The sequence below is a fragment of the Hyphomonas sp. genome, assembly GCF_036964145.1.
GTDB lineage: Bacteria > Pseudomonadota > Alphaproteobacteria > Caulobacterales > Hyphomonadaceae > Hyphomonas.
Window position 1 is genome coordinate 188,389 of the sequence record NZ_JBALUC010000001.1, and the last position, 25,275, is coordinate 213,663.

Annotated in this window: 30 protein-coding genes and 1 pseudogene; 22 read left to right on the top strand and 9 right to left on the bottom strand. The window is 56.2% G+C overall.

Going from position 1 to position 25,275, the window contains the following annotated elements; translation table 11 throughout:
• Nucleotides 1-27 precede the first annotated feature (27 nt).
• From flgG to V7660_RS00970, 4 genes are read left to right on the top strand one after another with little or no spacing between them, the layout of a single operon-like run.
• On the top strand, nt 28-813 hold the full coding sequence (flgG, locus tag V7660_RS00955) for a flagellar basal-body rod protein FlgG (protein WP_335601245.1): 786 nt from the start codon (nt 28-30) through the stop codon (nt 811-813).
• A gap of 4 nt (nt 814-817) precedes the next feature.
• The gene (gene flgA, locus V7660_RS00960; protein WP_335601246.1) at nt 818-1,225 is read left to right on the top strand and encodes a flagellar basal body P-ring formation chaperone FlgA; all 408 of its coding nucleotides are present in this window, start codon (nt 818-820) and stop codon (nt 1,223-1,225) included.
• The gene (locus tag V7660_RS00965; RefSeq protein WP_335601247.1) at nt 1,222-1,929 is read left to right on the top strand and encodes a flagellar basal body L-ring protein FlgH; all 708 of its coding nucleotides are present in this window, start codon (nt 1,222-1,224) and stop codon (nt 1,927-1,929) included. The genes flgA and V7660_RS00965 overlap by 4 nt, the downstream gene beginning before the upstream one ends.
• Before the next feature lie 9 nt (nt 1,930-1,938).
• Nucleotides 1,939-2,484 (top strand): flagellar basal body-associated FliL family protein, encoded by a 546-nt coding sequence (locus V7660_RS00970; protein ID WP_335601248.1) that lies wholly within the window; start codon nt 1,939-1,941, stop codon nt 2,482-2,484.
• Between the two features lie 36 nt (nt 2,485-2,520).
• On the opposite strand, the gene V7660_RS00975 is transcribed toward V7660_RS00970, so the two are convergent.
• Both V7660_RS00975 and fliK read right to left on the bottom strand, forming a co-directional pair.
• The gene (locus tag V7660_RS00975; RefSeq protein WP_335601250.1) at nt 2,521-3,192 is read right to left on the bottom strand and encodes a flagellar hook assembly protein FlgD; all 672 of its coding nucleotides are present in this window, start codon (nt 3,190-3,192) and stop codon (nt 2,521-2,523) included.
• Between the two features lie 12 nt (nt 3,193-3,204).
• Nucleotides 3,205-4,659 (bottom strand): flagellar hook-length control protein FliK, encoded by a 1,455-nt coding sequence (fliK, locus tag V7660_RS00980; RefSeq protein ID WP_335601251.1) that lies wholly within the window; start codon nt 4,657-4,659, stop codon nt 3,205-3,207.
• Nucleotides 4,660-4,769: 110 nt separating this feature from the next.
• Between fliK and V7660_RS00985 the strand changes: the two genes are divergently transcribed.
• From V7660_RS00985 to V7660_RS01010, 6 genes are all read left to right on the top strand, one after another.
• Nucleotides 4,770-5,072 carry a hypothetical protein gene (locus V7660_RS00985; protein ID WP_335601252.1) on the top strand — a complete coding sequence of 101 codons (303 nt, stop codon included), beginning with the start codon at nt 4,770-4,772 and terminating at the stop codon, nt 5,070-5,072.
• Nucleotides 5,065-5,448: a hypothetical protein gene (locus V7660_RS00990; protein WP_335601253.1), complete on the top strand. Its 384-nt coding sequence runs from the start codon at nt 5,065-5,067 to the stop codon at nt 5,446-5,448. The genes V7660_RS00985 and V7660_RS00990 overlap by 8 nt, the downstream gene beginning before the upstream one ends.
• A gap of 144 nt (nt 5,449-5,592) precedes the next feature.
• On the top strand, nt 5,593-7,176 hold the full coding sequence (locus V7660_RS00995) for a flagellin (protein ID WP_335601254.1): 1,584 nt from the start codon (nt 5,593-5,595) through the stop codon (nt 7,174-7,176).
• Nucleotides 7,177-7,241: 65 nt separating this feature from the next.
• A complete protein-coding gene (locus tag V7660_RS01000) occupies nt 7,242-7,631 on the top strand; it encodes a flagellar biosynthesis regulator FlaF (RefSeq protein WP_335601255.1) in 390 nt (129 codons plus the stop codon).
• Entirely contained in the window at nt 7,631-8,065 is a 435-nt protein-coding gene (locus V7660_RS01005) for a flagellar biosynthesis repressor FlbT (protein WP_335601256.1), read from the top strand. The genes V7660_RS01000 and V7660_RS01005 overlap by 1 nt, the downstream gene beginning before the upstream one ends.
• A 1-nt stretch (nt 8,066) precedes the next feature.
• A complete protein-coding gene (locus V7660_RS01010) occupies nt 8,067-8,909 on the top strand; it encodes a DUF1217 domain-containing protein (RefSeq protein WP_335601257.1) in 843 nt (280 codons plus the stop codon).
• On the opposite strand, the gene V7660_RS01015 is transcribed toward V7660_RS01010, so the two are convergent.
• Nucleotides 8,906-10,231: a FliI/YscN family ATPase gene (locus V7660_RS01015; RefSeq protein ID WP_335601258.1), complete on the bottom strand. Its 1,326-nt coding sequence runs from the start codon at nt 10,229-10,231 to the stop codon at nt 8,906-8,908. The genes V7660_RS01010 and V7660_RS01015 overlap by 4 nt on opposite strands.
• An 85-nt stretch (nt 10,232-10,316) precedes the next feature.
• On the opposite strand from V7660_RS01015, the gene V7660_RS01020 reads away from it, so the two are divergent.
• Genes V7660_RS01020 through V7660_RS01055 form a run of 8 tightly spaced genes read left to right on the top strand, consistent with a single transcriptional unit; the run spans nt 10,317 to nt 15,915 of the window.
• Nucleotides 10,317-10,676: a flagellar biosynthesis protein FlgB gene (locus tag V7660_RS01020; RefSeq protein WP_335601259.1), complete on the top strand. Its 360-nt coding sequence runs from the start codon at nt 10,317-10,319 to the stop codon at nt 10,674-10,676.
• A 3-nt stretch (nt 10,677-10,679) separates the two neighbouring features.
• The gene (locus V7660_RS01025) at nt 10,680-11,063 is read left to right on the top strand and encodes a flagellar basal body rod C-terminal domain-containing protein (protein ID WP_335601260.1); all 384 of its coding nucleotides are present in this window, start codon (nt 10,680-10,682) and stop codon (nt 11,061-11,063) included.
• Nucleotides 11,064-11,075: 12 nt separating this feature from the next.
• Nucleotides 11,076-11,372 (top strand): flagellar hook-basal body complex protein FliE, encoded by a 297-nt coding sequence (locus tag V7660_RS01030; protein ID WP_335601261.1) that lies wholly within the window; start codon nt 11,076-11,078, stop codon nt 11,370-11,372.
• A gap of 15 nt (nt 11,373-11,387) precedes the next feature.
• A complete protein-coding gene (locus V7660_RS01035) occupies nt 11,388-11,651 on the top strand; it encodes a flagellar biosynthetic protein FliQ (protein WP_335601262.1) in 264 nt (87 codons plus the stop codon).
• 7 nt (nt 11,652-11,658) lie between these two features.
• The gene (locus tag V7660_RS01040; protein ID WP_335601263.1) at nt 11,659-13,737 is read left to right on the top strand and encodes a flagellar biosynthesis protein FlhA; all 2,079 of its coding nucleotides are present in this window, start codon (nt 11,659-11,661) and stop codon (nt 13,735-13,737) included.
• Entirely contained in the window at nt 13,737-14,492 is a 756-nt protein-coding gene (locus V7660_RS01045; RefSeq protein WP_335601264.1) for a flagellar biosynthetic protein FliR, read from the top strand. The genes V7660_RS01040 and V7660_RS01045 overlap by 1 nt, the downstream gene beginning before the upstream one ends.
• Nucleotides 14,493-14,500: 8 nt before the next feature.
• The gene (locus V7660_RS01050) at nt 14,501-15,583 is read left to right on the top strand and encodes an EscU/YscU/HrcU family type III secretion system export apparatus switch protein (RefSeq protein WP_335601265.1); all 1,083 of its coding nucleotides are present in this window, start codon (nt 14,501-14,503) and stop codon (nt 15,581-15,583) included.
• A complete protein-coding gene (locus V7660_RS01055; protein ID WP_335601266.1) occupies nt 15,583-15,915 on the top strand; it encodes a hypothetical protein in 333 nt (110 codons plus the stop codon). The genes V7660_RS01050 and V7660_RS01055 overlap by 1 nt, the downstream gene beginning before the upstream one ends.
• Before the next feature lie 37 nt (nt 15,916-15,952).
• Here V7660_RS01055 and V7660_RS01060 read toward each other — a convergent pair whose 3' ends face one another.
• Nucleotides 15,953-17,026 (bottom strand): GGDEF domain-containing protein, encoded by a 1,074-nt coding sequence (locus V7660_RS01060; RefSeq protein WP_335601267.1) that lies wholly within the window; start codon nt 17,024-17,026, stop codon nt 15,953-15,955.
• 355 nt (nt 17,027-17,381) lie between these two features.
• Here V7660_RS01060 and V7660_RS01065 point away from each other — a divergent pair, with 355 nt between their 5' ends.
• Genes V7660_RS01065 through V7660_RS01080 form a run of 4 tightly spaced genes read left to right on the top strand, consistent with a single transcriptional unit; the run spans nt 17,382 to nt 20,778 of the window.
• Nucleotides 17,382-18,524, top strand: coding sequence for a tyrosine-type recombinase/integrase (locus V7660_RS01065; RefSeq protein ID WP_335601268.1), 1,143 nt, complete (start codon nt 17,382-17,384; stop codon nt 18,522-18,524).
• A gap of 20 nt (nt 18,525-18,544) precedes the next feature.
• Nucleotides 18,545-19,543 carry a hypothetical protein gene (locus tag V7660_RS01070; protein ID WP_335601269.1) on the top strand — a complete coding sequence of 333 codons (999 nt, stop codon included), beginning with the start codon at nt 18,545-18,547 and terminating at the stop codon, nt 19,541-19,543.
• 40 nt (nt 19,544-19,583) lie between these two features.
• Nucleotides 19,584-19,844 (top strand): helix-turn-helix transcriptional regulator, encoded by a 261-nt coding sequence (locus tag V7660_RS01075; RefSeq protein ID WP_335601270.1) that lies wholly within the window; start codon nt 19,584-19,586, stop codon nt 19,842-19,844.
• Entirely contained in the window at nt 19,837-20,778 is a 942-nt protein-coding gene (locus V7660_RS01080; RefSeq protein WP_335601271.1) for a helix-turn-helix domain-containing protein, read from the top strand. Before V7660_RS01075 ends, V7660_RS01080 begins: the two co-directional genes overlap by 8 nt.
• Nucleotides 20,779-21,036: 258 nt before the next feature.
• On the opposite strand, the pseudogene V7660_RS17205 reads toward V7660_RS01080, so the two are convergent.
• From V7660_RS17205 to V7660_RS01105, 5 genes and pseudogenes are all read right to left on the bottom strand, one after another.
• Nucleotides 21,037-21,507: pseudogene (locus V7660_RS17205) on the bottom strand (very short patch repair endonuclease).
• 41 nt (nt 21,508-21,548) lie between these two features.
• Nucleotides 21,549-22,271: a hypothetical protein gene (locus tag V7660_RS01090; protein ID WP_335601273.1), complete on the bottom strand. Its 723-nt coding sequence runs from the start codon at nt 22,269-22,271 to the stop codon at nt 21,549-21,551.
• A complete protein-coding gene (locus tag V7660_RS01095; protein WP_335601274.1) occupies nt 22,268-23,005 on the bottom strand; it encodes a hypothetical protein in 738 nt (245 codons plus the stop codon). Before V7660_RS01095 ends, V7660_RS01090 begins: the two co-directional genes overlap by 4 nt.
• Nucleotides 23,002-24,858 (bottom strand): hypothetical protein, encoded by a 1,857-nt coding sequence (locus V7660_RS01100; protein WP_335601275.1) that lies wholly within the window; start codon nt 24,856-24,858, stop codon nt 23,002-23,004. The genes V7660_RS01095 and V7660_RS01100 overlap by 4 nt, the downstream gene beginning before the upstream one ends.
• Nucleotides 24,859-24,979: 121 nt before the next feature.
• Nucleotides 24,980-25,210 carry a hypothetical protein gene (locus tag V7660_RS01105; RefSeq protein WP_335601276.1) on the bottom strand — a complete coding sequence of 77 codons (231 nt, stop codon included), beginning with the start codon at nt 25,208-25,210 and terminating at the stop codon, nt 24,980-24,982.
• Nucleotides 25,211-25,275 lie beyond the last annotated feature (65 nt).

Genomic DNA, 25,275 nt, shown 5'->3' on the forward strand with positions numbered 1-25,275 from the left:
GCTGGCTATGAACCTGAGGGGAATGAAATGAAGGCTTTGCAGATTGCCGCGACAGGGATGGCCGCTCAACAGATGCGCGTTGAGGTCATCTCGAACAATATCGCCAACATGAGCACGGCGGCCTATCGCCCGCGTACGGCCGAGTTCTCGGACTTGATGTATCAGCAACATCTGACTCCTGGCACGATTACTTCCCAGGTGGGAACGGTGGTGCCGGCAGGGATTCAACTGGGCACCGGGGTGAAACCGTCCTCGGTTTCCATGGAAATCACCCAAGGTGGCCTCCGTGATACAGGTGCCGAACTGGACCTGGCGGTGGATGGAACGGGCTTCTTCGAGATCACCCTGCCATCCGGTGAATCAGCCTATACACGGGACGGAAAGCTGAACCGAAGCGCAGAGGGCGAGATCGTCACCATGGACGGATTTCCACTGGCTGACGGTCTGGTCATTCCTGAAAATGCGCGGAACGTCGCGATTAGCCGCGATGGCGAAGTCGTTGCCTATTTCAACGATGGATCCGAAGGGCAGGCCATTGGAAATATTTCGCTCGTCCGCTTCATCAACGAGAAAGGCCTCGAGGCCATGGGCGACAATTTATTCCGGGAAACCGAAGCGTCTGGCCCGGCAAACCAATTGGTCCCCGGGACAGAGGGCATGGGCCTGATCCGGCAAGGCTTCCTTGAAGAATCCAGTGTCGACGTCGTGCAGGAGATTTCCGAACTGATCGAGGCGCAACGTGGCTACGAGTTGAATTCCAAGGTCATCACGGCAGCAGACGAAATGCTGGCTGCCACAACCAGAGTGAGGTAACAGAATGATACCGGCAATTGCTGTAGGGCTTGGCTTGGCGGCGCACATGTTTGGCGCATCATCGCTCGTGGCCAAGGAAGTTATTCGCGCTGGCGACACAGTCACGGCAGCTAATGCCTCCACCGAGTCCGGAGCGATCGTCGATGCAGACAACCCCCTCATTGGCAGGGAAGTACGCCGCACGGTTTATGTCGGACAGGAATTGTCGATGGATGATACTCGCCCGCCGCGCCTTATTCGGCGCAACCAGTTGGTGACTGTGAAATTCGTCAGTGGTGCGCTGGAAATCACCACGACCGGGCGTGCCATGGGCGAGGCGACCGAAGATGAGTCGGTTGCAATCCTGAATTTGAATTCGAAGAAGATCGTGAACGGAATTGTTCAGAAAGACGGGTGGGTGCTGGTCCAATGAAAAATTATCTTACATTCTCTGCTGTATTGCTCGGCATCTCGGCCTGTGCTTCTGTGCCGTCAGCCGATGCCACTTTCGACATGACCGCGCCGCCGACAACCATGCCGTACATGCAGACGGCCTATGCCGAGCCGGCGGGTACCAGTGATGCATCGCTCTGGACGACGGCTCCAAATGCGTTGCTCAGCATGCGCCGGGCGAAGGCTGTGGGAGACCTTTTGACAGTCGTTGTCGAAATGGATGACAAGGCAAGCCTGCAAAGTTCCCTGTCCCGTAACCGAAACAGTAGTGCTGACGTGAATGTGGATGCCCTCTTCGGTCTGCCGGAATGGGCAAACGGTGTATTGCCCGGCGGTGCGACGCTCTCACCTGGTGTGGATTACAATCGCGGCTCGTCCCTGGATGGCAGCGGCGCGATGAATCGCGCGGAGAAGATCGCCTTCACACTTGCTGCGCGCGTTATTGCAATGGAGCCGAACGGTAACCTCGTTATTCAAGGTTTCCAGCAGACCCAGGTTAGTAATGAGGTACGGATGCTGACGGTAAGCGGCGTGATCAGGTCGCAGGATATTACCCGCACCAATACGGTCACGTATGAAAAGATAGCGGACGCCCGGATATCCTATCTCAATAGCGGTGATGCTACTTCGGTTCCGCAACAGCGCATTGGCCAGAAGATCATCGACAAGGTCGTGCCGTTCTAGGATTTCCTCATGAAACAAATCGTTCCTTCCATTGTGGCCCTTCTCGCCATTTCCGCGGGCGGTGGCACGGCCTATTTCCTAAAGTTATCAGGCTCTTCCAGTCCGAAGCCGGCCAGCGCGGCACACGATGCCGGTGGCGATGAAGGGGAGGGCCATGCGAACCCGAAGACGGAAAAGAAAGAGAAGAAAGGTCATGGCAGCAGCGACAAGCATGGTGATGCCGATGCTGTCGATGTGACCTACTACAAATTCTCACGGGAATTCGTTGTGCCCATGATCGAGGACGACCGGGTGCAGAGCCTGGTCATTCTGAACCTCAATCTGGAAGTGGACACGGCCATTTCGCAGGAATTGTTTTCCAAGGAACCAGTCCTGCGCGACAATATCATGACCACCCTGGTCAAGCTCAGCAGCGGTGGCCGCACGCTGAACTCGATCACGGATGTCGATAATTACGAAACATTGCGCGCCATGATCCTGACCAACCTTCAGAACGAGATTCCGGAAGGCATTCGCAATGTGCTGATTCTGGATATGGCGCGCCAGGATTTGTAGCCAGAAGCGCCTGTTGCGGCCTAGCTAACGGCTAGACTATTCAGGCTCGGAATACTTGCTTACACTGTAAAGGTCTGCCGACAGGTGCGAGGATGTGCCGAAGCGGAGGACGCCGTTCTCACTGCCTACATCCGTAATTGTCGTGATGATCTGAGGGGCACCCAAGCCGATGTATTCCGTGCCCTGGTAAAAGTCGATGTTGAACTCGAAGACTTCATCCGTCGAAGCGGTCTCGCCTGTATTTGTCTGGCCGTTCCAGGTATGAACTTCGTCGTCCATATCCAATTCTTGGGACCAGACGAGTTCCCCTTCTGAATTCCGTACGGTCAGATAGGCATTGTCGGCCTCATCCGGTGTATTGGTGATATATCTGACTTCGGATCCGGTATAGGGCACCCAGGAGGATTCCAGTGTCACCGTTTCTCCCAGCCACTCGCTGGCGAGCATGGTGTGCAGGTCTCCAATCAGGGAGGAGATACCGGCAAGGCTGGAGTTGGTCTGAACCTGCTGTTCAAGCGAAGAGAAGGTCGCGAGCTGATCGACAAACTGGGTTGAATCCATCGGAGAGAGCGGGTCTTGGTTCTGAACCTGAGCGGTCAGCAGCTTGATGAAATTATTGAACTCTTGGCCAAATTGCTGTGTGGCCGAGGACGTGGCGTTTGTCTGTGAAGTGGTCTGGGCGGCGCCGGTCGAATCGATCGTGCTCATGAGTGTTAGCTCCTATACCCGGATATCCAGACCGGCTGAGGCGGATCTGGGCTGGGGCGTACGTGGAAGAGGGGCCGGAGTTTCGGCCATCATGTCGGCCTCGTCCTCGACCGGCGTTATGTCGGCGCCTGTCCAGTCCTGGGCCGGGTTCTGGCCGGAGGCCTGCTCACGGAAGGTCATGTCCTGACTGGACAGGCCATGTTCGTCGAGAACGGATACGAGGTCAGGATGGAAGGCCCGGATTCGTCGAATGGCATCGGCCGAATCGGCCGTGATAACCACATGCTGGAGACCATGAGAGTCGAATTTGAATTCGAGTGAAACGCGGCCAAGTTCCGGCGGATCGAGCTGGACCCGGACATGGTTGGTCTGTCTGTCGGAGGATAATTCCTGCGAAATGATGCTCGCAATGTCTGCGGGGACGGCGACATAATGCGCGGGTGTCTGCGCGGGGGCGACAACCGGTTGAGCCACAGGGGCCGAAGACGGTGGCACAGTGGCAGCCACTGCGGAGACGCCAGACGTCAAGCTCGCAGGACTATCAGACACCGTGCCGGACAATTCTGTTGTGGCGCCCAGCCCGAAAGTCTGCGCAGACGCAGTCGACACCATCGAAGCGGACTGAGAAATTGCGGGCTCGGCTGGTGGCAAATCCGGGGATTCGTCATTCTGTGCCTGAACAGCGTTCGTGGAGAGCCCCACCTTGGGAGCATTCTGAACTGCTTGCTGAAGCGAATCGGTTTCGAGATCGACGTCGGTAACGGAGTCGGATGTGAGGCTCAATTTCACCGCATCCAGATCGTCAGCCGGTGCAATAGCCTTCTCTGCCTTGGGGACCACGGTTTCAACTGGTACGGCTGAAATCGACTGTTCAACAGGACGGGCGGCTACCATCTTGGCATTCAGGTCTGAATTGGCGTTCTCAGCGACGCCTTGCGTGCCAGAAATCATTGTGATGGTGGCTTCGGCGTCTGAAATTTCTTCGGAATTTTCTTCTGGAGCCGGAGCCGTCACGAATATTGTCGGACTCTCAGTGTTCACGAGCCCGTTCTCGTCTGAATCAGATCTTAGCTTCGCCTCCAAGTCAGAATCCGTGTCCTGAGGGGTTTCCGAGTCGCCCTCAGCCGCAATGGCGGCGAGGGCCGATTCGTTAGCCGCCTGAAGGTCGTCGGCATCGAGTCCTTCTGCATCCGTAATCTCAACCTCGACGTTTGCCAGGGTTTCCGGATCAATCCCGGTTTCCAGATTCAAATAAACAATGGGTGAGCCATTCGCACCTTTGGGGTCAATGGTCACCGTCAAAGCCTGATCTGACGAATCGCCCTGTTCGGCACCTTCGGAATTGTGTTCTGAGAATTGTTGCAGGAATGCCTTGCCGAGTTCTCCATCCGCCAGCGGGGACGTGGCAGACGATCCGCCAGACGCGTCGACTGCTGACAATCCATCCAGGCTCAGGAAAGGCGTCATAGGTTAATCCAGATTAGGTTTCTCTTAACCCTGTTTGACCCAATAGTAGTAAAATAAGTTTTAAACATGCGCGGTTCGTCTCGCGTTTATTAGAGAGCAGGAGGGAAAACATGACGGATATTCCGGGTGGGGGCATGGCCACGGCCCTGTCTGCCAACCAGTCCATCTCCAAAAGTGCAAGTCGTAGCGATACCGAAGAAGTCGGTATACGGTTTGAGAAATTGCTCTGGTCCGAAATGTTGAGCCATACCGGGCTGGAAGAAGCCTTTACCCAGTCAGGAGGGGAGGCCGCCTCGGCGTTCTCCAGAATGATGATTGAAGCGATTGCGGAAGACCTCGCCCGGACTCACCCATTGGGATTGAACGCGACCGGAAATACCGTAGACCAGACAGGACCGACCTCCGATGACTGACCACACACACGCACGGCATATTATGTCCCAGGTCGAGAGTGTCCTGTCAGCTGAAAAACATCTCCTCCTGTCAGGCCAGGTCCACAGGGTTGCGGAGCTGGCCGAGGAAAAGGTTCAGGCAATGGAAGCATTTGACTCCCTGCTTCGAGAAGCAGGGCACCTGCTTCGCGCGGAAAATTTCCAGCAACGCCTGAAGGGAATTATTCAGGCCGCCGGCGAGAACTCCATCCACTTCCGGGCCGTGCAGAATGGCCTCCAGAACATTGTCTCCCGGCTGGGCCGCGTATCCCAGGACTCCTATGTGGGGGCTTATCAATCGAATGGCTTGCAGACGCCGTTCACCAAAGCGACCGGAAATTATCTTAAGAAGGCCTGACGGTTAACTGATTATACACGGCTGCTGTATACCCAGTTACAGCGAACCAAGATGGGTTGCGGGAATTCCCGACGTCAGGACGACGTGAGATCGAACCTAGGCGGCGACTAAGTCGCTGGCCTGACGAACATGGGGTACATTCAAATGTCCAGTATTCTGACTAATAATAGTGCGATGGTTGCGCTGCAGACTTTGCGCGGAATCAACAGCAATCTCGAAACGGTCCAGTCCGAGATTTCAACCGGTAAAAAGGTTGCCACTGCAAAAGACAACGCCGCCATCTGGGCTATCTCGACCGTCATGTCTACAGACGTGGAAAGCTTCAACCAGATCACCGACTCCCTGAACAAGGGCTCGTCGACCGTGGGTGTCGCCCGTGCTGCTTCCGAGCAGGTCACGAGCCTCCTGCAGGACATGAAGGAACTGATCGTTTCCGCTCAGGAAGACCTGAACGCGGACGACCGCTCCAAGATCCAGACTGATATCGATGCCAAGCGCACCGCCATCAGCAACATCATCAACGCCGCTCAGTTCAACGGCCAGAACCTGCTCAAAGGTACTGACAGCGTCAGCATCCTTGCTTCGCTGGACCGTGGTTCAGATGGTACGGTCTCCGCGACGTCCATCACCGTTGAGCGTAAGGACCTTCAAACGAGCGCTGCCGTGGACGCCGCTGACAAGGAAGCAACTGACGCTGGTTATGTGTCGACTGAAGACACTGCCACTGAAAATGATGTCGACAAGACTGCCGGTACGGCCGGTACAATCACGTCATCCGACACCGATGGCACCATCTCAGATGCCGCTACCGCAACGCTGACGATCAAAGGCGGAACGGTTGCCGTAGGTGATGTGTTTGCGTTTACTGTCGGCGGTGAGGACATCTCCGTTACTGCCGTTGATGGTGACAACACAAATACGATCGCCGCGAAACTTCGTGCGGCAATTGATGCGGCTGGTGTCACGAACCTTGACACAGCAGGTGGTGATGACGGTGATGATCCCGCTACGGATGATGCTACCGTGACGTTGATTGCTGACGGCGGTGACATCACATTCGCTACAACAAGCATCTCTACGACATACGTCCAGTCTGTCATTGAAGATGGTGAAGCTGCTGATGTGACGATTGCCGGTGGTACGCTTACCGCAGGTGATACATTCACCGTCAGTGCTGATGGCAACGACTATACCTACACAGCTGTGGATGGCGATACAAACAACGAAGTTGCGGCCGGCCTCAAAGCCCTGCTGGACGATGCTGGCATCACCGATCTTGATGTTACAGTCACAGAAGCGGATGATCCAGCAACTGATGCTGCCACGCTGACCTTGAGTGCTGATGGTAGTGACGTAGAAGTCAACTTGGGTGCCTTGGCCTCCCAGAATGCCGCTATTGCTGCGGGCGGCCTCGGTGCCATCGCTGATCTGAGCGTAGAAACATCAGCTGATGCCACGACCGCTCTGAATACGATCGAAGCGCTGCTTGATACGTCGATCTCCGCCGCAACGGCATTCGGTTCTGCCCAGACGCAGATCGAAGGTCAGGGCGAATTCGTTCAGACACTGATTGACTCGATGACGTCCGGTATCGGCGCCATGGTCGACGCGGACATCGAAGCGGCTTCCGCCAAGCTTCAGGCCCTGCAGGTTCAGCAACAGCTCGGCGTCCAGGCGCTGTCGATTGCGAACTCGAACCCGCAGACACTCCTGTCGCTGTTCAGATAGTAACATTAGGGTCCAGGCGCTGATTAGCGCCTGGACCCGCTTATTACCACGCGTAGAGAGGGTGCATGCAACAACTGGCATACAAGGCATATGGTGAGGTCACGAGCCGCACCGCCAATACGGGGCAGATCGAATATGCCCTGTTTCAGGAAATCACGCAGGCACTCAAAAACGTCGACGAGGTCGAAACGCCCCAGCCCGCTGTCTGGGCAGACGCCATCGATCGCAATCTCAAACTCTGGCAAATCCTTTCCACAGACTTGGTGAGCGATGCCAACGAGCTGGACCCGGTTCTCAAGAGAAACCTGATCGCGCTCGCGGAATCTGTCCGCCGGATCAGCTATCACGTGCTCTCCCGCAAGGCTGAAATTATCGAGCTGGTCGAGATCAATGAAATCATCATGCAAGGTCTGGAGGGACGCTCGTCCTCACCGGCCAACGTGGCGGCAGAATAATGTCGGGACTTGTGCTCAAACTGGCAGCTGGTGAACGTTTCGTCGTGAACGGAGCGCTGCTGGAGAACGGGGACAAGCCTTCCATCGTCCGCGTGGTCGATGACAATGCCAGAATTCTTCGCTGCCGTGATGCTCTGAAGCCGCAGGATGTGGATACCCCCACCAAGCGCGTATATTATGCCATCCAGTTGATCATCACGGGCGATTTACCGGAAGATGACGTGTTGCCGGCCGTGCTTGAAGAATGCGACCGACTCGAAGAAGTGTTTGAGACCATCAACCCGAAACTTCTGATCGATCTGAAATCCATGCTGAACCGTGGAAATTTCTATTCGGCGATCTGCCATCTCCGCAACATCATTGCGATTGAAGCGGAGCTCCTGAAAGTGGCCGGCTCGAAATCCTCATTCGAAACGCAAGCCAAGGTCGCCTGACATGGTCTATCAGCCGGTCATCCCTCTTACAGGTTATGGCGGGTGGAAATTCCTGGAATCCACATTCGACAAGCAGTTGGAGGGGTTCACTGATTCCACGAGTGTCAAAAATGACCGGCAATATTTCCAGGACAAAATGTCCTCTCCCATTGCGATGGAAGATTTTCTCTCCGACAAGCGCTTGCTGCGCGTTTCTTTGACGGCATTTGACCTAGGGGGGGAAGAATGGAAGGTCGGCTTTATCCGTCATGTGATGGAGGAAAAGGCCGACCCGGAAAGTAATTTCCTGACCCGGTTGAATAATCAGGCTTACACGAATTTCGCAAACATGTTCGCCGTTACGGATGGCAAGATATCATTGTCCGCCGATGCGATTGCAACATTGTCTGACGATTTTGAGCTGGCCTCGTTCCGCTCGGCTGTCGGCGATGTCGATAACAATATGAAGCTAAGCCTGAACTACAAGGCCAAGATCGGCGAGCTCGTGCGTGAGGAGTCGAGCGATTCGGCCAATCTCTACCGCATTCTCGGCGATGTTCCTGTTCGGACCGTTCTGGAGACGGCACTTAATCTGCCGAGTTCCTGGCAGAAGCTTGATGTCGATCAACAGGCTGACATCCTGAAAGAGCGGATGCTGAGCGTCTTTTCCATTAGCAATGTGACGGATCTCACCAACGAAGACGTGATGGACAAGGTCATCCAGAGGTTCCACACCATGGATTCCATCGCGAACGGCCAGTCGTCGCTTTCATCAGGGTCCGTGGCGCTGACCTTGCTCAACAATGCCGCCGGCTTCGGCTCAACTGCGAGCCAGAATTTATTCCTGAGTATCGTTTCACGCTAGGACTTGGCTGCGGCCTCGGCAGGCTTTCTGTTCAGCAGTTCTTGAAGGTGTTGGAAGGCTTGCGGGATTTGCGCCTTGTTCGGCTCCGATACGAAAGTGTCCAGCTGCGGATAGAGTTCGATGGATCGGTCACCAGCCGCATCATGCCCCCGTTCATACAGGTTCGCGCGCAGCATGGGCGCAATTTCCTCGTAGAGCGCAATGGTTCTTCGATAGTCCCTGATGGTCGTGTTCTCGTCCGGCTTTGCGGCATCGGGCAGGCATCTCGAAACGCTGCGCAGGACATCAATGGCAGGATACCGTCCGCGTTCGGAAATTTCCCGTGACAGGATGATGTGACCGTCGAGTACGCCGCGCACCATGTCGGCCACGGGCTCTTCCATGTCAGACCCGGCAACAAGGACGGAAAAGATCGCAGTAATATCGCCTTGGCCCTTCGCGCCGGGACCCGTCCGTTCGGCAACTTCCGCTATCGCCCGCACGGTGGAAGGCGGGAAGGCATTGAGGGCAGGGGTTTCGCCGGCGGCCAGTGAAACCTCCCGGTGGGCTTCGGCAAACCGTGTGATCGAATCGAACAGGAACAGGACTTGGTGACCCTCATCCCGGAAATGCTCGGCCGTCGCGATGGCGCACAAAGCAGCGCGTTTCTTGGCGCCGGGCGGGTCGTTAGCCGTTGCGGCAACAATGACGGTTCTCGACAGAACGGATTTGGGCAGAGTCTTGTGAACGAATTCATTCACTTCCCGGCTGCGCTCTCCGATCAGGGCAATGACGACACGGTCGGCTTTCACGCCAGCAGCGAGTGACCCCAGGAAGGTTGATTTGCCGACGCCCGATCCGGCAAACAGGCCCATTCTTTGCCCCTGGCAGATGGGCAGGATCGTGTCGGTAATCATCCAGCCGGTCGACAGGCGCTGGCCAAGGCTCTTGCGGGACGTGTTCGCGGGGGGCGCGGCCCTCAAGGGGCGACGGGTCGTGTTTGAGGCAGGCGGGGCGTTCCGCTCGCCCGATATGGTGCCGCGATAGTCGACAATCTGGCCGAGCCAATGGTCGCCAGGCTCAACATAGGCATCCTGTTCCAGTACGGCGCGGTCACCGATGCGGATCGCGTCGGATTCTCCATACAGCATCGCTTTCACGTGCTCGCCTGAAACCGCGAGGACCTCCCCGAACACTTCGCCCTGGCGCGTGCGGACGCGGATCTCGTTTCCAAGACGAGAAAACTCGCTGATGCCCGCAATCAGGATCAGACCCGGAGATACCTCCGTGACAGTACCCCAGACACGGTACAGCCGATCAGGAAAATTAGGCGTCGTGTTCAACAAGTAAACAAATCCCGCTCATTCGTTAACCCTTTCTTCAAATTACCCCGGCAATTCTTCCAAAGTATTAACTAGGAGTGATTCTGTGCCGATTCTCAATCTGGACGTTCTTAGTGTTTACAGCGCCATGGCGCGTCACGCCGCAGAGAGCCAGAAGGTGTCCGCGACCAACATCGCGCACGCCAATGATCCCGGCTACAAGGCAACGCAGGTAGAGGGCTTTCAGGACTTCCTCGCGCGCGCCGCCACGGGCACGGCCGATGCCAACGACCCCCAGTTTCGGACATTCCAGAAGGAAACGACGAATTCACCGAATGGCAATTCCGTGAATCTCGAACTTGAAATGTTCAAGGCGGCCGATGCCCAGAGCCAGCACGAAATGGCGTTGTCGGTCTACACCAAGTCGCTCGACCTGCTTCGAACGGCTATCGGCAAGAGGAGATAAGTCATGGATTCGCTCAAGGCCACGATGCTACAGGCCGTTTCCGGTATGCAGCTCCAGTCGAAACGGATCGACGTTTCGTCCCAGAACGTCTCGAACGCAGACACGCCGGGCTATCGCCGGAAGATCCTTTCTGTCGAACAGGCGCCGACCGCCGCAGATGCCTTCATTGCAACGCGCGTGGACCTGGACGAGACGGAAGGCGAACGCCTTTACGATCCGGCCAGCCCGCTGTCTGATGAAGACGGCTATGTCACCGCGTCCAACGTATCCCTGGTGACCGAGATGGCCGACATGCGCGAAGCCAATCGTAGCTATGAGGCCAACCTCAATTCGTTCCGTCAGGCGCGAAGCATGTACCAGTCACTTCTCGATATTCTCAGGCGTTAAAAGGGGGGCAGAATGTCCAATGTAGGTTTCAGTGCATATGCCGCGCTCGGCTCGGTCAAGCCGACCCAGGTGTCCGAAAAGCCGGCGCAGAACCCGACTGAAAAGTCAGGTCTTGCCGAAGGCTTCTCCACGTTCAAGGCCGCGCTTCAGGGCGCGGAACAGGCCGCGATGCAGACCGCCGTTTCCGGCGCCGACCCCCATGCCATGGTTGAGGCACTGGCCCAGGCTGAATTGGTGCTCGACGCGGCCGTCACTGTCCGAGACAAGGTCGTCGAAGCCTATCAGGAATTGCTCCGGATGCCGGTCTGATCAGGGCGGCCACATATGACCGAACTTGCGATCTTTGAAGTGCTGCGCGGGGCGCTCTGGGCGGCGGCCATGATGGCGCTTCCCATTCTTGCCGTAACGCTGGTCCTTGGTTTCGTCATAGGCCTGTTGCAGGCGCTGACGTCCATTCAGGAAATGACGCTCACCTTCGTTCCGAAGATCCTTGCCGTGGTCGTCGTGTTCTTTCTGTCGCTTGGCTACATGACACGTATCTGTCTGGACTTTTTCAACAATACCGTCCTCCCCATGATCTCGCGTTAGGGCCTCCATGCCGACTTCACGCTTCTTCGATTTGTCCAAGCCAACAGCGGTCCTTGCGATTGGCTTGATGATGATCATTCTCATCATGGTCCTGCCGGTTCCGGCCTGGGTCATGGATATCGGCCTTACCGCGTCATTTGCCTTCGCCATCCTGATTTTCACAACCAGTATCTTTATCGAGAAGCCGTTGGACTTTTCGTCTTTTCCGAGTGTGCTTCTGGCCTCTCTGATGCTTCGCCTGGCGCTGAACGTGTCCTCGACCAAACTGATCATCAGCCAGGGTCATACGGGGACGGATGCTGCGGGAAATGTCATCGAGGGCTTCGCCATGTTCATCATGGGCGGAAACCTGTTTGTCGGTCTCGTAGTGTTCGCGGTGCTGGTCATCGTGAACTTCATGGTCATTACAAAGGGTGCAGGCCGGATGGCAGAGGTCGGCGCACGCTTTGCACTGGACGCGATGCCGGGCAAACAGATGGCCATCGACTCCGACCTCGCCGTTGGCGCCATCAGCCATGACGAGGCGCGCAGCCGCCGCCAGAAGGAACAGGAGGAGGCTGCATTCCTGGGCTCTCTCGATGGTGCGTCAAAATTTGTAAAGGGCGATGCGATCGCCGGCTTGCTGATCACTGCGCTGAACCTTGTCGCCGGTATCGGTTTTGGTATCGCGGCGCATGGTCTCAGCTTTACGCAGGCGCTCAGCAATTACTCCATCCTCACCGTGGGCGACGGTCTGGTGTCCCAGATCCCGTCCGTCATCGTGTCTGTGTCCGCCGCCATGCTCTTGGCCAAGGGCCGCGAAGACGGCGCGATTGATCTGGCTCTGGGCGCCCAGTTGGGCGGCAATGCCACGTCCCTGATGATCGTGTCCGGTATCCTGGCCGTCTTCGCGCTCTTTCCCGGCTTGCCCTTCATTCCCTTCATGCTGGCTGCGGCGGCGTTCGCCACGGCATCCTTCTACATCCGCAGCCGCGAGCGGGAGTTGGCCGCCAAAGCGGAAGCGGGCGAAATCGAAGAGCCAAAGACCAGCCTCGCCATTGGCGACTCAATTCATTCCGACGAAATCCATCTGGAAGTTGCCCCGGACCTGGTCGGCATGGTGCTGCAGGGGGCAGGCGGGTTCGAGAGCCGTATCGACAAGATTCGCAGGTATATCGCGGAAGAGTACGGCTTTGTCCTGCCGTCCATTCGGATGACCGACAATCCAACCCTGACGAAGAACGAATACCGTATCCGCATTCAGGGCGTCCGCGTGGACAGCGGGCTCGTTCGTCCGGGCTCCCTGCTTGCGCTGATGGAAGATGGCCAGCTGCCGCACCTTCAGGGCGAGAAGGTCAAGGAGCCAGTCTACAAGGCGGCGGCGCGCTGGCTGCCGAATACAAAGAAACAGGAACTGGCTGCCGCCGGCATCCCGGCCGTCGAGCCCACCGAAGTGCTTGCCACGCATATGCTGGAAGTCATCCAGGCCAATTTCACCCTCGTCTTCACGCGTATGGTCATGCTCGACACGCTGGATGCGCTGACTCATATCAGCGACAGCGAACGGGCGGCTGCAAACCGGCGTTTTCTCGATGAATACATTCCAGGCAAGGTCAGCCCGGAACTCCTTCTGTCGGTCCTTCGCCTGTTGCTGGAAGAGCGCGTTTCGATCCGCAATTTGTTCCTGATCGTCGAAACGATTGCCGAAGTGAAAGCCCAGTCCAGCGCGCCGTCGCGTATCGTCGAGCTGGTCCGCCAGCGGCTTGGCTTCCAGATCGTGGACCGGCTTCAGGATGGCCAGGGCCGTCTGCCGCTGCTCCAGCTCTCGACGAATTGGGAGCAGAAATTCAACGAGCACGAAATCTCGCGGGAAGATGGCGGATCGGACATTGCCCTGCCGCCGGAAATGTTTGGAGAGCTGACAACAGCGGTCCAGGCAAAGCTCAACGAGATGGCGCAAAAAGGCGTCGTTGCCGCGGTGGCCACCTCCTCGCGCCGGCGGCGTTTCCTCCAAACGGTCCTCGCCAGCAAGGGCGTTCGCAATGCCGTGCTCGCCTATGAGGAGATTGGCTCCAAGAGCAAGCCGTATATTGTTGGCGTCGTCTGATGCTGGAAGGGTTGCCATTCGGGCCGCAACTCTCGGCCTGGATCATCCTGTTCATGCTGATCGTGGCCAGGCTCACCTTTGTGATCTTCCTGATGCCGGGCATCGGCGACCAGACCGTGCCCGCGCGTGTGCGCGTATCTCTCCTGCTCGGCGCGGCGACCCTGTTTGCCATGTCGGGTCTCGTGTCGGCGCCTTCTGAGATTTCCATCGCCGATTTTGTGGGCCTTGTGGGGGCGGAGACGATCATCGGCCTGGGCCTTGGCGTCCTGTTGCGAACATCGATCTGGATATTGAATATGGCGGGCGCCCTCATCGCCCAGACGATCGGGCTGTCGCAGATGCTCGGCATCGCGCTCGACACAGAAGCGCAGACCGTTGTGTCCAACATGCTGGCCATGGCCGGCGCTGTCCTGCTCCTGTCTGCCGACTATCATGTCAGCGTCTTTGTCAGGTTGGCGGAAATCTATTCCGAGATCCCCGTGGGCGCGCTCACCCAGTTCGACCGGTCCTTTGTGATCGAGGGCATGTTCACGGCCATCAAGTTCGCTGTTCTGATTGCCTGGCCGTTCGTGGCGATCAATTTGCTCTACAACATTTCGCTGGGCTTCATAAACAAGGCGCTGCCGTCCCTGATGGTGGCCTTTGTCGGCGCGCCCTTCATGATCGGGGCAGGATTTGTGCTTCTGGCTATTTCGGTGTCAACTATCCTCATAGTCTGGATGGACCGGGTGTCCGGCTCCATTGGCTGGTGGTGAGGTAGGCAATGGCCGAAGATCAGTCCGGAGGCGGCGAGAAGGAGTTCGAGGCAACCGAACAGAAGCGCCGCGAGGCGCGACGGGAAGGCAATGTTGCCCAGTCCAAGGAAGCCAACACTTTCGCTCTGTTCGCCGGCATCATCATCGCAGCCATTGTGTTCAGTGCAGTGGTGGCGGGCGCGATGTTCAACGAGCTTTCCTCGTTGATGTATCATGCTGACAGTTATGCGACTGACGTATTTGATGATGGCGGCGGTGCGACCAAAGCCTGGCTGGTTCGCACGCTGGTCAAGGTAATTCCTCTGTTTGCGATACTTGCGGCTCTGGTACTTGCGACGCTCGTCATCCAGCAGTCGATTGCGTTCTCGGTGAAGAAGATAAAGCTTGAATTCAACAAGATTTCCCCGACCGAAAACCTGAAGAAGAAGTACGGCACGAAGGGCCTGCTCGATTTTCTCAAGGACATGGCGAAGATGCTGTTTGCAGGCGGCCTGGCTGCCGTGTTCCTCTATGGGTTCGCCCAGCACTATTACGCCAGTAGCGCTGTCCAGCTTGGCCAGTTCTTCAATTTCACCTTCAGCCAGGTGCTGACCCTGTTCCTGATTTTCGGCGTGTTCCAGTTCGCGCTCGCCGCGATCGACTTGCCACTCCAGCGCCAATTGCATTCCAACAAGCTCAAGATGAGCCGGGAAGACATCAAGAAGGAACAGAAGCAGAGCGAAGGCGACCCGCAGCTCAAGCAGAAGCGACGTGAGAAGGCGTCCAGCATGAGCCGCAACCAGATGATGCAGAACGTCAAGACGGCGACCGTCGTCATGGTCAACCCGGAGCATTACGCCGTCGCCCTCCAATGGGACCCAGAAGGCGGTCGTGCGCCCGTCTGCGTTGCCAAGGGGGTTGATCACCTCGCCGCCAAGATTCGCGAAACGGCGAAGGCCAATGACATACCGATCTATCGCGACCCTCCCTCGACACGGTCGATCTATCGGCTTGTCGATATAGATGAGGAAATCCATCCGGATCATTTCGCCGCGGTGGCTGCTGCGATCAGCTTCGTGGATCGCCTCCGCAAACAGACACAGGGGAGTTGATGGCAGACCCGCGCCCGAAACTGCTCAAGCTTGTCGCACTGAAACGTCAGAAGGCAGAGCAATCTCTGGCCATCGTTCAGACTCGCTTGCGCGAGCTTGCGAAAGAACTGGACGGCCTGCAATCGGAACTCTCCAAAGCGGACCAGGCCGGAGACATCCAGGCGCTCATGCTGGCAAGCCGGAATGGCCATGCCGTGCGTGTGCTGCGGGAGATGGACTTCAAACGGTCAGAAATCGCGGAGGCAAGGCGGCACCTTCATCAGGCCAGGGAAGACCTCAAGATGATCCTGAATTCCGAAGACCAGCTGAACCAGATGGGGGCGAAGTCCTGAAGGCCAGGTCATGGCCCGGCGCTATATGGTGATTATATCAGGCGGCGTTTGAGGCCAGATCGTCGGCTTGCACGCGATTGCGGCCATTGCTCTTGGCGAGGTAAAGTCGCTGGTCTGCCTGTTCGACCAGGTCGCTCATGGCCATGCCGGGCTGATACTGGGTGACCCCGAAAGAGGCCGTGATGGCGCCAATGGGGGTTTTCGTTCCCTTCAGGACAAGTTTCCGCTGGAACATTTGTTCCCGGATCCGGTCGATCAGCTGGGCCGCCTGTTGTACGCTCGTCGCTGGCAGGATGATTGCAAACTCCTCGCCGCCATAACGCGCCACAAGATCCTTGCCCTTGATGTTGTTGGTGATGATCGATGCGAAGATCTTGAGGATCTCGTCACCCACCCGATGCCCGAAATTGTCGTTCACGCGCTTGAAATGGTCGAGATCGGCCATCACGAGACTCAGGCTGGAACCATGTTTCTTTGCCGCATCCACTTCTGCGGCCAGTCGCAGGTCAAAGGCGCGCCGATTGTAGATCGAGGTCAGCGGGTCGCGCATGCTCTCATTGCGGACGGCTTCGAGCTCCTGCTGCAATCTTTCGATCTGCTTCTTGGAGGCTGTCAGGCCTTCACTCAGCTGGCGGCTGTGTTCGGTCATGCGGCGGCTTTCCGACATCAGGCGGGCCACTGCGGTGGAGAGGGCGTTCGACGAGCTCGTATCGGACAGGCCGCGCTCAATCTGCTTCAACGCAAGTTCGAACTGGTCGCTGTTCTCCACGCTGGTGCCGACAAGGTCCAGAACGCTGGACAATTGCTGTTCGACTTCGCGCCCGATATTTTCCCGTTTCACATGGTCATCGGTGGGACGAAGGTGCAAATTGTAGACTTCGTCGATTTCATACTGGCATAGCCCGCCACGTTCCAGCATCTCGTCGACTGCGACCACGATCTTCTTGTCGGATTTCGCGGCGTAGGCGAACATCAACGCGAATGTGTTGGGGAAGGGCGGCGTGCCATGTTGCGCGATCAACTCGGTCGCAACACCTGCGTGTTCATACACTTTGGCAAAGGCCTGCTGGTCCTCAGGACATACGAATACAGGCGTTTTGGACTCGTCCATCTGAATCCATCCCCATTGATCAATTATCAGTCGTCAGCCGTGACCTTAAAGGGGGCCTGTTCAAATAAGGTTAAATGAATTGGCAAGACTGCACGTTGATTCGGTTTTCAGCGGGGAAAATGCCCAAAATGGAAAAACTTCTCCCCAATCCCTGGCGATCCCGGCGCGATTCGAACGCGCGACCTACAGATTAGGAATGGCTCCCAGCGCTCTGCGCTGGGCTACTCTGAACTACGTAACACCTTATTTTTTCTGTGAATTTGTGAAACTTGATTCGCGGGGTGCACGTTGAAATACGCCCCAATTCGAGTTCAAATGGTTCCCCCATGGTTCCCCGAATCAGCCGGAGTAACAGATGCAGAAACTGACCAAGAGAGTAGTAGACAGTATTCGGCCTAGCGGCGCCGACAAGAAGATCTTCGACAGCCAGCTACCCGGTTTCCATGTGAGAGTTAAGCCGAGTGGAACAAAAAGTTATGCTTTGAAGTATCGGGTGGCGGGACGCCAGCGAAACGTTACCATCGGACGACATGGTGTGATCACGCCGGACCAGGCAAGGATGGAGGCCTTTCGTCTTCTCGCGACAATTTCGGAGGGGGATGATCCTTCAGCCATCCGCAAGGCCGCCTTTCGAGACCCGACCCTGGCTCAGCTCTGGGAAGAGTATCTGGAACGCCACGCGCTGCCGCGCAAGGCGCCCAGCTCCATCAGGGAGGATCGGGGGCTCTGGCGACTCTATATTGGACCCGCGCTCGGATACCTGAAGGTCAATGCCATCAATCGAAACGACATTTCCAGGCTGCATGATTCAAAACGGCATCAGCCCGCTTGCGCAAACCACATCCTGTGCCTGCTCTCAAAGATGATGAACCTTGCGATCGAGTGGGAGTACCGTTCTGACAATCCGTGCCGCGGCATCAAGAAGTTTCACGAAGAACCTCGCAACCGGTTTCTGAGTACGGAGGAGCGTGACCGGCTGACCCAAGCGCTTCACGAGGAGCCAGACCAGGCGAGTGCAATCGCGATCTGGCTGTGCCGGTTCACCGGCGCAAGGAAGGGGGAAGTATTGCAAGCGCGCTGGGAACAATTCGATCTCGATGCGAAGATCCCGGTCTGGCAAATTCCCGCGACATATACCAAGCAGAGACGCGTCAACCGAAAGCCTCTGTCCCGCCCGGCAGTGGTCTTGTTGTCGGAATGGAAGAAGGTCTGTCCGCAATCGTCCGCAGGATGGGTCATACCAGGCAAGGATCCCGAGAAACGGAGATCAGACCTCAATGGTCCGTGGCGCCGTATTCGTGATCGGGCAGAGCTCGTGGACGTCCGCATGCACGACCTCCGGCACGATTTTGCATCAATCGCCGTGGCGCAGGGCGCGTCTCTTGAAATCATCGGCCGGTATCTCGGTCATGCCTCGATCCAGACAACCCAGCGGTACGCGCACCTTCTGGACGATCCGTTGCATGCGATGGCTGAACTGATCGGAGAAGCCCTGTGACGGAACGCCCAAGACAGGGAATGCTTGTACCGACCATTCCCCTTACTGATCTATTCGAGCAGCTGCGCAACGAGACCATCGAGACTCCGGAATCGGCTTCAGCGAAGGCCAGCTTGAAGCGGATATGGAGTGACTTTGCGCTAATTCAGGTAGTTCAGAAGCCCTGCGATGATGAAGACTGGATAGAGATCGAATTTCCGGGATTGGCGAACTTCAAAGAAGCCTTCGAGGCAGTTCGTCTTGCACAAGAACTGCTGGAAAGCGGGTATGTACCTGACGTAGCTCCACAGAAGTACGGTCGCGAATGGCGCGCGCGGCTGAGGCGCATCCGGCACGAACTCAAGTTGTTGCTCCTTCACAAGGTGTATCTGAGAAGTTGGGAAATCTCGGGCCACTCAGATCTCCTGGATTGCCGGGTTGTTATTCCCATGGCGTTACTGGAGCATCAAGGCTTCCATATAGATGATGACTGGCACTCTGGTAGATTTGGCAGCCTGAACTTTTACAATCTCCAAATTCATCGACATGATCTGCTTGGCTCGACACGAAACGATCATCCTGCGGTTCCGGAAAGCAAATTACCGGCTCGTCTCACGGAAAAGCTGCTTCGCCGGACTTTGACGCGTGAAAGGCCGGAACTCATTTATCGAGTATCCGCTGAATACGCTATCCTGCACGACCTCTTGAAGTACCAACCTTCAACAATTGATCTCGAGGCCGCGGGCGCAATCTATGCCGAGCCCTATCGTGCCGGACTGAAGAAGAGAGGAAGAAAGTCGAGACTGGAGCAGACCAGAGAGTTCTTCCTGCGAATGGTCGATGAAGGACTTTCAGGCATGACGCTTACCTCTGCAATCGATCAGTTTCAACGTCGGTGGGAAGAGGAGCACGATACCAAGGTCGCACCATATCTAGAGTTCGAGTCAATTCGGAATCATCTCGTTGAGCTTGGTTATTGGGATGATGGCTCCTGGAACATAGAGCTGATCATGAGGGAAAGGGATAATCTGGGTCTGTAGTGAATATTGCAGGTTTGAATTAGCCGGAATTATTCCCCCTATGAAATTCTGGTCACCAAAGCACTCTTGTCACATCCTTTTTCAAACCAGGAGAATTACTGTGACAATTCGTTTACTGATCAATACACTAGAGGCGGCTGAGAGGACTGGATTGTCTCCACGGACTCTGGAAACACTTCGGCTGCGGGGCGGCGGGCCTGCGTTCATAAAGCTTGGACGCTCGGTTCGCTACGAGCTTTCTGCACTGGAGGCGTGGATCGATGCCAACCGTTCGGCATCGACGAGTGAATATCATGCATAATAGCAAGCAGAAAAAGAAAATCGGTCGTGCCTGGCGAGAGATCCTTGTCAGGAGAATGACGCATCTGCCACGCGCTCAACGCATAGTCCTCAAGGAGCTGGTGTTCATGGGAAATCAGCGTGGGTTTTGCTGGCCGCCAGTGAAGACTCTGGCAGAGCAAACGGGCTATTGTCCGAAAACCATTCAGAGGGCCTTGAAGGAACTTGAGCGGAAGAAGCTCATTCGCCGTCGAAGAAAGATCCGCTTGGATGGCAGTCAAAGCGTATATGAGATTGCGATCACCTTGCCACTTGGTGTCCAGTGCACTGGACATGGCCGGCCCTCAGAGGTGGACAGAATGTCCGCGCTTAAAGAAAACTATCAAAACAAATCCAAAGCCGTGACGTGCGAGGTCCGCTCTCTCGAAGATGACCTTCTGAAACTCTTTGACCGAGTTATTGATGAGAAGTCCCATCCGGAATTGCTGAGCCTGTATGAGGTGACTTCATGGCTGTTTGATCGACTGGATGAACCGTGGCAACAATTGAAGAGCCTGATTCTGAACCGGGCCATTGAGCTGCGGGACGAGTTGCACCAATCCGGCCAGAGGCTTCATTCATGGTCTCAGCTTGTCGATCGACTTGGTGCTCGAAGCAGCGGTCGGGTCAGCGAACCGGGTTCGCCAGTTCTAGGCCGAAACGGCAAAGGGCGGTTCGGTGAAAATGCGGCTCGGCTCGGTATCAACAGCAGTGATCCTAGACTGGCCATGCTCCTTTCGGAATTTCGCTTCGAGCAGAAGGGCGCCAGTATTCGGCTTGTCACCGAGTCTCCTTCGGCTGCTGGCCAACTCGTGCAGGACTACTCCGGCATTCTTCGAAAGTCTGCGCTGGAGCATGGGACCGAGACCGCGGTCGTGTGCCGCGACAAGGTCGTATTCTCGACTGGAGGCCGGTAAATGGCACGCCAATCTGAAGTGCGGGATGCGGGCTTGTGCCCGCATTCTGTTCACCCAGGCGGTCAAAGGCTGCGCGCAGCAGCTTGTTCGCGCGGCAGCAAGAATTGCTATGAGTATGGCGAGGGCGTCCGGGCTGCGGAACTTGCGGGTCCTGTCCGGCGAGTTGACCATGCGGGCAAGCGAAGCGCGCAAGCGATTTTCAGTACCGGCCCCCGAAAGAAGGGTTGCGCAACAGGGAAGGGGCAAGGTTGCGGTTCGTCAGTCGACGGACAGAGACAGAAGATCGTTTTTCAAGCCGTCATCGATCCAGGCTATCAGCTCGGCCAGATTCGGTTCCATGATTTCCTTCTTGAGGCTGCATTCCCATACCACGGCTACGCGCCAGCCCGCTGCCCGGAGCGCTTCGATATTCCGGGCATCTCGCTCGACATTCTGGCGGAACTTCTCCTGCCAGAATTCCGGACGGGTTGCCGGGGTCGTGGCGTATCTGCAGCCAGCATGACGATGCCAGAAACATCCATGCACGAAGATAGCGACCTTTCGTTTTCACATCACGATGTCAGGGCGACCTGGAAGTTTTCGATCATGCAGGCGATAACGATAGCCATGGGCGTGAAGCGCGCGTCGCAGGGTCAGTTCCGGTTTGGTGTCCTTGCCACCAATCCCGGCCATCATGCGGGAGCGCGTTTTCTTGTTGACGATGTCAGCCCGAATTAATGATCGGAGCATACATCGTATGCCGCCCGATGCTGGAATAATCGTTGTAGTGACTAGGCGTTGAGCCGTTTCGAAAACTCTTTCGGCAACAGGCCGGCAAGAGCATCGTCTGACATCGATTCGAAATCATAAGTTAGCTGGAACTGGCGCAAAACTTGGATCAGGCGGCGCGGAGAATCAGCGCCCTTGCCACTGCTGCCTTTGCTTTGGCGCCTAGTTTCTGGATCCTCATAAAGCCGCCGCCCGAGCCGGATCACAGTCTGAGATGATGTGGTCATCTGATTTGCGGCGATCTGACCCATGATTTCACCGCCGCCAAATTCCAGCGGGTAGTCGCGGTTCGATACAGGCATCAATAAGTACCGACCGTTCTCACCATACGTGCTGATCGCCCACCAAGCTGCCCAGACGAGGTGTCTGTATGATTTGCGTTGTGGTTGGAATACATAGCGGGCCATCTCGCCTGGCTTGCGCGCACCGTCCACCCGTGGGGGACAAATCTGATCAATAAGCACCAAAGCAACTGACGACCAGAACCCACCATCATAGAGGACTTCAGATGCGTGGTTCTTCAGAGCGTCAGTCAGCCACTCTCCAAGCTCGGCTCTGTCCTCGAAGACACGACCGGCCAGCGCAAGTTCGTAGTTAGTCTCTTCACTCGTTGCGGGGTTTGAAAGCAGAGACAAAGGTGGCTCTGACTTTGGATTGTCAGTCAGGGAGACGATCCAATGCTCAAACTGGGCAACACCTTGTTCGTTCAGCTTTCTGAATTTCATTTTGCAGCTCCTGACGTGGGTTCAGTGGCGCGGCGGGCAAAGCCCTGCTTGCGCGAGAATGCGGTAATAATTGTATCTATCCATTCATCGCGATCATCGTTCTCAAGCGTATGATCAGGGTTGGTATCGGGGTTCCACCGCCGGGCGAACTCAAGCCAGTCTTGCTGCCAAACGTCTCCGTCGGGTGTTTCTGCCAGAACTTCGAGCACTTTACGGATAGCCGGCAGCAGCACCGCTCCTCCGAAGACCGGGTCGTCCAGAAGCCGGCTCTCGATAGACGGTATTCGACTGTTCAGAATAAGCTTCGGGTGCAGGCTTTCAGAGACTTCGATCTTCCATATCTGCTCGCCAAGGGTCGGATTTGTCTCCACTGGCAACAGAGCCCGGCGACCCGATTCTTCATTTAAGCCTGTCAGTCTTATCCTGTCGCCTGCCGCAGTCAGACGCCCGTCTTTCCCTGAGACCTTAACTCGAAACTGAATAGACCCACCGGAGCTCAGATCCGACAGGTCGAGTGAGACTGGAACTGTCGGTGCGGAAACTTGGCCGCAGTCTATCCGCTTTGCAATATTTCCAACATAAGGTTCAATTACAATGCGGTCTTCCGAAGTCACTTTCAGACCATCGAGATTCAGCGAAACCGCCGCGATCAGAGGGTCTTCGCTGATGACATTCGCTGAGAAATGTTCGCTCGTGATTCGCTGGCGACCGGTATAGTTAAAGCGGCGGGTCATACTACGATCCTCGGGTCGATAATCAGGTCACGGTTCATATCGAAACCAGTGACTTCCAGCACGAAGTCCGGATCGGTACACTCGAGTACGATAGCCCCCGGAAGACGCTCGGCGACCTTGATACTCTTAGCTCGGAATTTCAGCGAGTTCTTCGACATGTCGAAGTCGAATGGAGTGTGAAGCTTGAATGGATTTCCGGAAAGAACATCGTAGGCCACGCGGATGCGCATCCGCACCGGGTATTCTTTGTCCTCCGCACCCGGGCCTGCACGGAGTCGGAATCCTCCATCAACTCGCTGTTCGGAGAAGAATTTGGGCTTAGGCGGGGACAAGTGAATGTCTGGCTTGGTGCGAGTTCGCGGACCCTTCGATCGCTTCGGACTAGGGTCTGCTACTGACAGAATATTTAAGAGGAGGTCTCGATGATCTTCTCGCAGTTCGGCTGTAATCAACCTGTAGAGAGCGGACAGGCTGAGGCGAATGTTCCGGATGGTGCCGGCTCCATTGCGCCAGTTCAACTTCACCTTTTCGTGGGCATTCCACTTGGTGTGCGCCGGATTTTCAGCATCCCGCAGAAGGCTGCAAACGGCGGGGTCACGGGCGATGAGCGCACCGAAAGCGGCATCACTGAACGATGCGCGAGACTCTCCGGGCAGCACAAGGGACTCACGGGCGAACAGCGCCCATGGCGCGGCGTCTTCTGGCTTCTTCGTCAGAAACAAATCAACAAAGGACGCAGCTTTAGCGCCAAGTTTCGGTTGGGTAGTGACCGGCAAGCGGACTGAAACGATCTTCCCGCTCTGATACTGTTCACGTAGGACAGTCAGTATGTCTTCTGCGATTTCGACCTCGCCAAGCCGCATATTCCCAGGGTGCTCCGAGAGCACAAGTGGTGGTGTGTCTCCAAGCTTCGGCACCAGGCGCTGCACGAATTCTAGCCGGTGTTTCTCATCGACCGAAAGACCCGTCTGCATAGAGGCGATTTCGGCGAAATTATCCTTTCGTAATTCAATATCGCCAACTTCGACGATCAGGTCACCGGACAAAATCGGAAAAAAGTAATTCGTCACGACGGCACGTATCAGCGCTTCGTGGCTGATATCGTCGAGCACGTAGGGCACAGCAATAGAAAGTCCAGTCTCCGTCGTCCGCCGAAAACCCATCAGAGCCGAGATCTGAGCAATGAGATCCTCATCGCGGGCAGGAAGCTGAATCTGTCCCGGCATTTGTGTCGGCGTCCAGTAGCCGTGAGCGGGCAAGCGCCTACCGTCAATCTTATGATTATTGAGGATGGCCTGCCCCATCAGAAGCGGGCAGAGGTCATTCTTCCGGATAGTGAGACCGAAAATTGCGCCGATCTGAGACGCTGTTGAAAATACAAGCTTGCCGAGGCCATGGCTACCGCCTTTCGTTGCATCCTTGTTGGAGCCGCCGTGTCTACGCCAGAACCCGCTGAAGTTTCCGTCGTCGTGCTGATCTACAGAACCAATGAGGCCGAACGTGTTGAAATCTTCCACGACTAAAACCCTCGCGGCATCACTGGAGAGTACGCTGACATCCAGTTTGCAGGCGCTGCAATTCATCGCAATCGGCTCGAGCAAACTGCGCAATGCCGCGCTATCTTCGGGACCAAGCGTGCGTATCGCGAACCTCAGGCGAACAGGATCAATGCCTGCTCGGCTGTCCGTTGAGTTTTGAGTAGCCTCTCGCACCAGGGACTGAAACAATTCCACGGAGTCATTTCTGAACTGATCGCGTTGGGTCACATCCGGGGCAACCTGATCGTCTGGAATATCAGCAAACCGCCAGGTAGGTGTCAGCTCATCTGTTGCTTCAAATTCTGTGTCTGGCATGCGCTTGCCTCTTCATGTCTAATGCTTGCCGGCCGAAAATTTTCGCCAGGGATGCCTTTAAATCAGTACATATTCATTCGTGAAGCAATTCAACCTCACCGAGATAAACGCTGCGCGTTCCTTATGAGCCGCCACCGAGCCGAAATACCGGGTTTGATGCGACGCCCGGTTCGGTGAAGCGCGATTTTGCGGAATCAAGTGCTTTCTGGAGGGCCTTAAAAATCTGCTTCACATCCTCCTCGTCGTATTCGTACGCCGAGCGGTTCGACAGATTTCCTATAAGCTGCAGTTCTTTGAGCGCTTTACTAACGCGCGACTCCGCAAGTTTTGTAAACTTCTCTCTCTTTGACATCCAAATGGGCCCCTGATCACCTAAAACTGGCATCCGGCTTCTCACAATTTCATTATATTGGCAAC

Bases quoted from the DNA above. Each gene is read 5' to 3' on its own strand.
- V7660_RS01035 (WP_335601262.1), top strand. From the start codon at position 11,388: ATGACCGAACTTGCGATCTTTGAAGTGCTGCGCGGGGCGCTCTGGGCG.
- V7660_RS01095 (WP_335601274.1), bottom strand. From the start codon at position 23,005: ATGACCCGCCGCTTTAACTATACCGGTCGCCAGCGAATCACGAGCGAA.
- V7660_RS01010 (WP_335601257.1), top strand. From the start codon at position 8,067: ATGGTCTATCAGCCGGTCATCCCTCTTACAGGTTATGGCGGGTGGAAA.
- V7660_RS01000 (WP_335601255.1), top strand. From the start codon at position 7,242: ATGCAACAACTGGCATACAAGGCATATGGTGAGGTCACGAGCCGCACC.
- V7660_RS01075 (WP_335601270.1), top strand. From the start codon at position 19,584: ATGAAATTCTGGTCACCAAAGCACTCTTGTCACATCCTTTTTCAAACC.
- V7660_RS01090 (WP_335601273.1), bottom strand. From the start codon at position 22,271: ATGAAATTCAGAAAGCTGAACGAACAAGGTGTTGCCCAGTTTGAGCAT.
- V7660_RS00985 (WP_335601252.1), top strand. From the start codon at position 4,770: ATGACGGATATTCCGGGTGGGGGCATGGCCACGGCCCTGTCTGCCAAC.
- V7660_RS01100 (WP_335601275.1), bottom strand. From the start codon at position 24,858: ATGCCAGACACAGAATTTGAAGCAACAGATGAGCTGACACCTACCTGG.
- V7660_RS00975 (WP_335601250.1), bottom strand. From the start codon at position 3,192: ATGAGCACGATCGATTCGACCGGCGCCGCCCAGACCACTTCACAGACA.
- flgA (WP_335601246.1), top strand. From the start codon at position 818: ATGATACCGGCAATTGCTGTAGGGCTTGGCTTGGCGGCGCACATGTTT.
- V7660_RS00995 (WP_335601254.1), top strand. From the start codon at position 5,593: ATGTCCAGTATTCTGACTAATAATAGTGCGATGGTTGCGCTGCAGACT.
- flgG (WP_335601245.1), top strand. From the start codon at position 28: ATGAAGGCTTTGCAGATTGCCGCGACAGGGATGGCCGCTCAACAGATG.
- V7660_RS00970 (WP_335601248.1), top strand. From the start codon at position 1,939: ATGAAACAAATCGTTCCTTCCATTGTGGCCCTTCTCGCCATTTCCGCG.
- V7660_RS01055 (WP_335601266.1), top strand. From the start codon at position 15,583: ATGGCAGACCCGCGCCCGAAACTGCTCAAGCTTGTCGCACTGAAACGT.
- V7660_RS01065 (WP_335601268.1), top strand. From the start codon at position 17,382: ATGCAGAAACTGACCAAGAGAGTAGTAGACAGTATTCGGCCTAGCGGC.
- V7660_RS01045 (WP_335601264.1), top strand. From the start codon at position 13,737: ATGCTGGAAGGGTTGCCATTCGGGCCGCAACTCTCGGCCTGGATCATC.
- V7660_RS01050 (WP_335601265.1), top strand. From the start codon at position 14,501: ATGGCCGAAGATCAGTCCGGAGGCGGCGAGAAGGAGTTCGAGGCAACC.
- V7660_RS01040 (WP_335601263.1), top strand. From the start codon at position 11,659: ATGCCGACTTCACGCTTCTTCGATTTGTCCAAGCCAACAGCGGTCCTT.
- V7660_RS00990 (WP_335601253.1), top strand. From the start codon at position 5,065: ATGACTGACCACACACACGCACGGCATATTATGTCCCAGGTCGAGAGT.
- fliK (WP_335601251.1), bottom strand. From the start codon at position 4,659: ATGACGCCTTTCCTGAGCCTGGATGGATTGTCAGCAGTCGACGCGTCT.
- V7660_RS01025 (WP_335601260.1), top strand. From the start codon at position 10,680: ATGGATTCGCTCAAGGCCACGATGCTACAGGCCGTTTCCGGTATGCAG.
- V7660_RS01070 (WP_335601269.1), top strand. From the start codon at position 18,545: ATGCTTGTACCGACCATTCCCCTTACTGATCTATTCGAGCAGCTGCGC.
- V7660_RS01005 (WP_335601256.1), top strand. From the start codon at position 7,631: ATGTCGGGACTTGTGCTCAAACTGGCAGCTGGTGAACGTTTCGTCGTG.
- V7660_RS01105 (WP_335601276.1), bottom strand. From the start codon at position 25,210: ATGTCAAAGAGAGAGAAGTTTACAAAACTTGCGGAGTCGCGCGTTAGT.
- V7660_RS01030 (WP_335601261.1), top strand. From the start codon at position 11,076: ATGTCCAATGTAGGTTTCAGTGCATATGCCGCGCTCGGCTCGGTCAAG.
- V7660_RS00965 (WP_335601247.1), top strand. From the start codon at position 1,222: ATGAAAAATTATCTTACATTCTCTGCTGTATTGCTCGGCATCTCGGCC.
- V7660_RS01080 (WP_335601271.1), top strand. From the start codon at position 19,837: ATGCATAATAGCAAGCAGAAAAAGAAAATCGGTCGTGCCTGGCGAGAG.
- V7660_RS01060 (WP_335601267.1), bottom strand. From the start codon at position 17,026: ATGGACGAGTCCAAAACGCCTGTATTCGTATGTCCTGAGGACCAGCAG.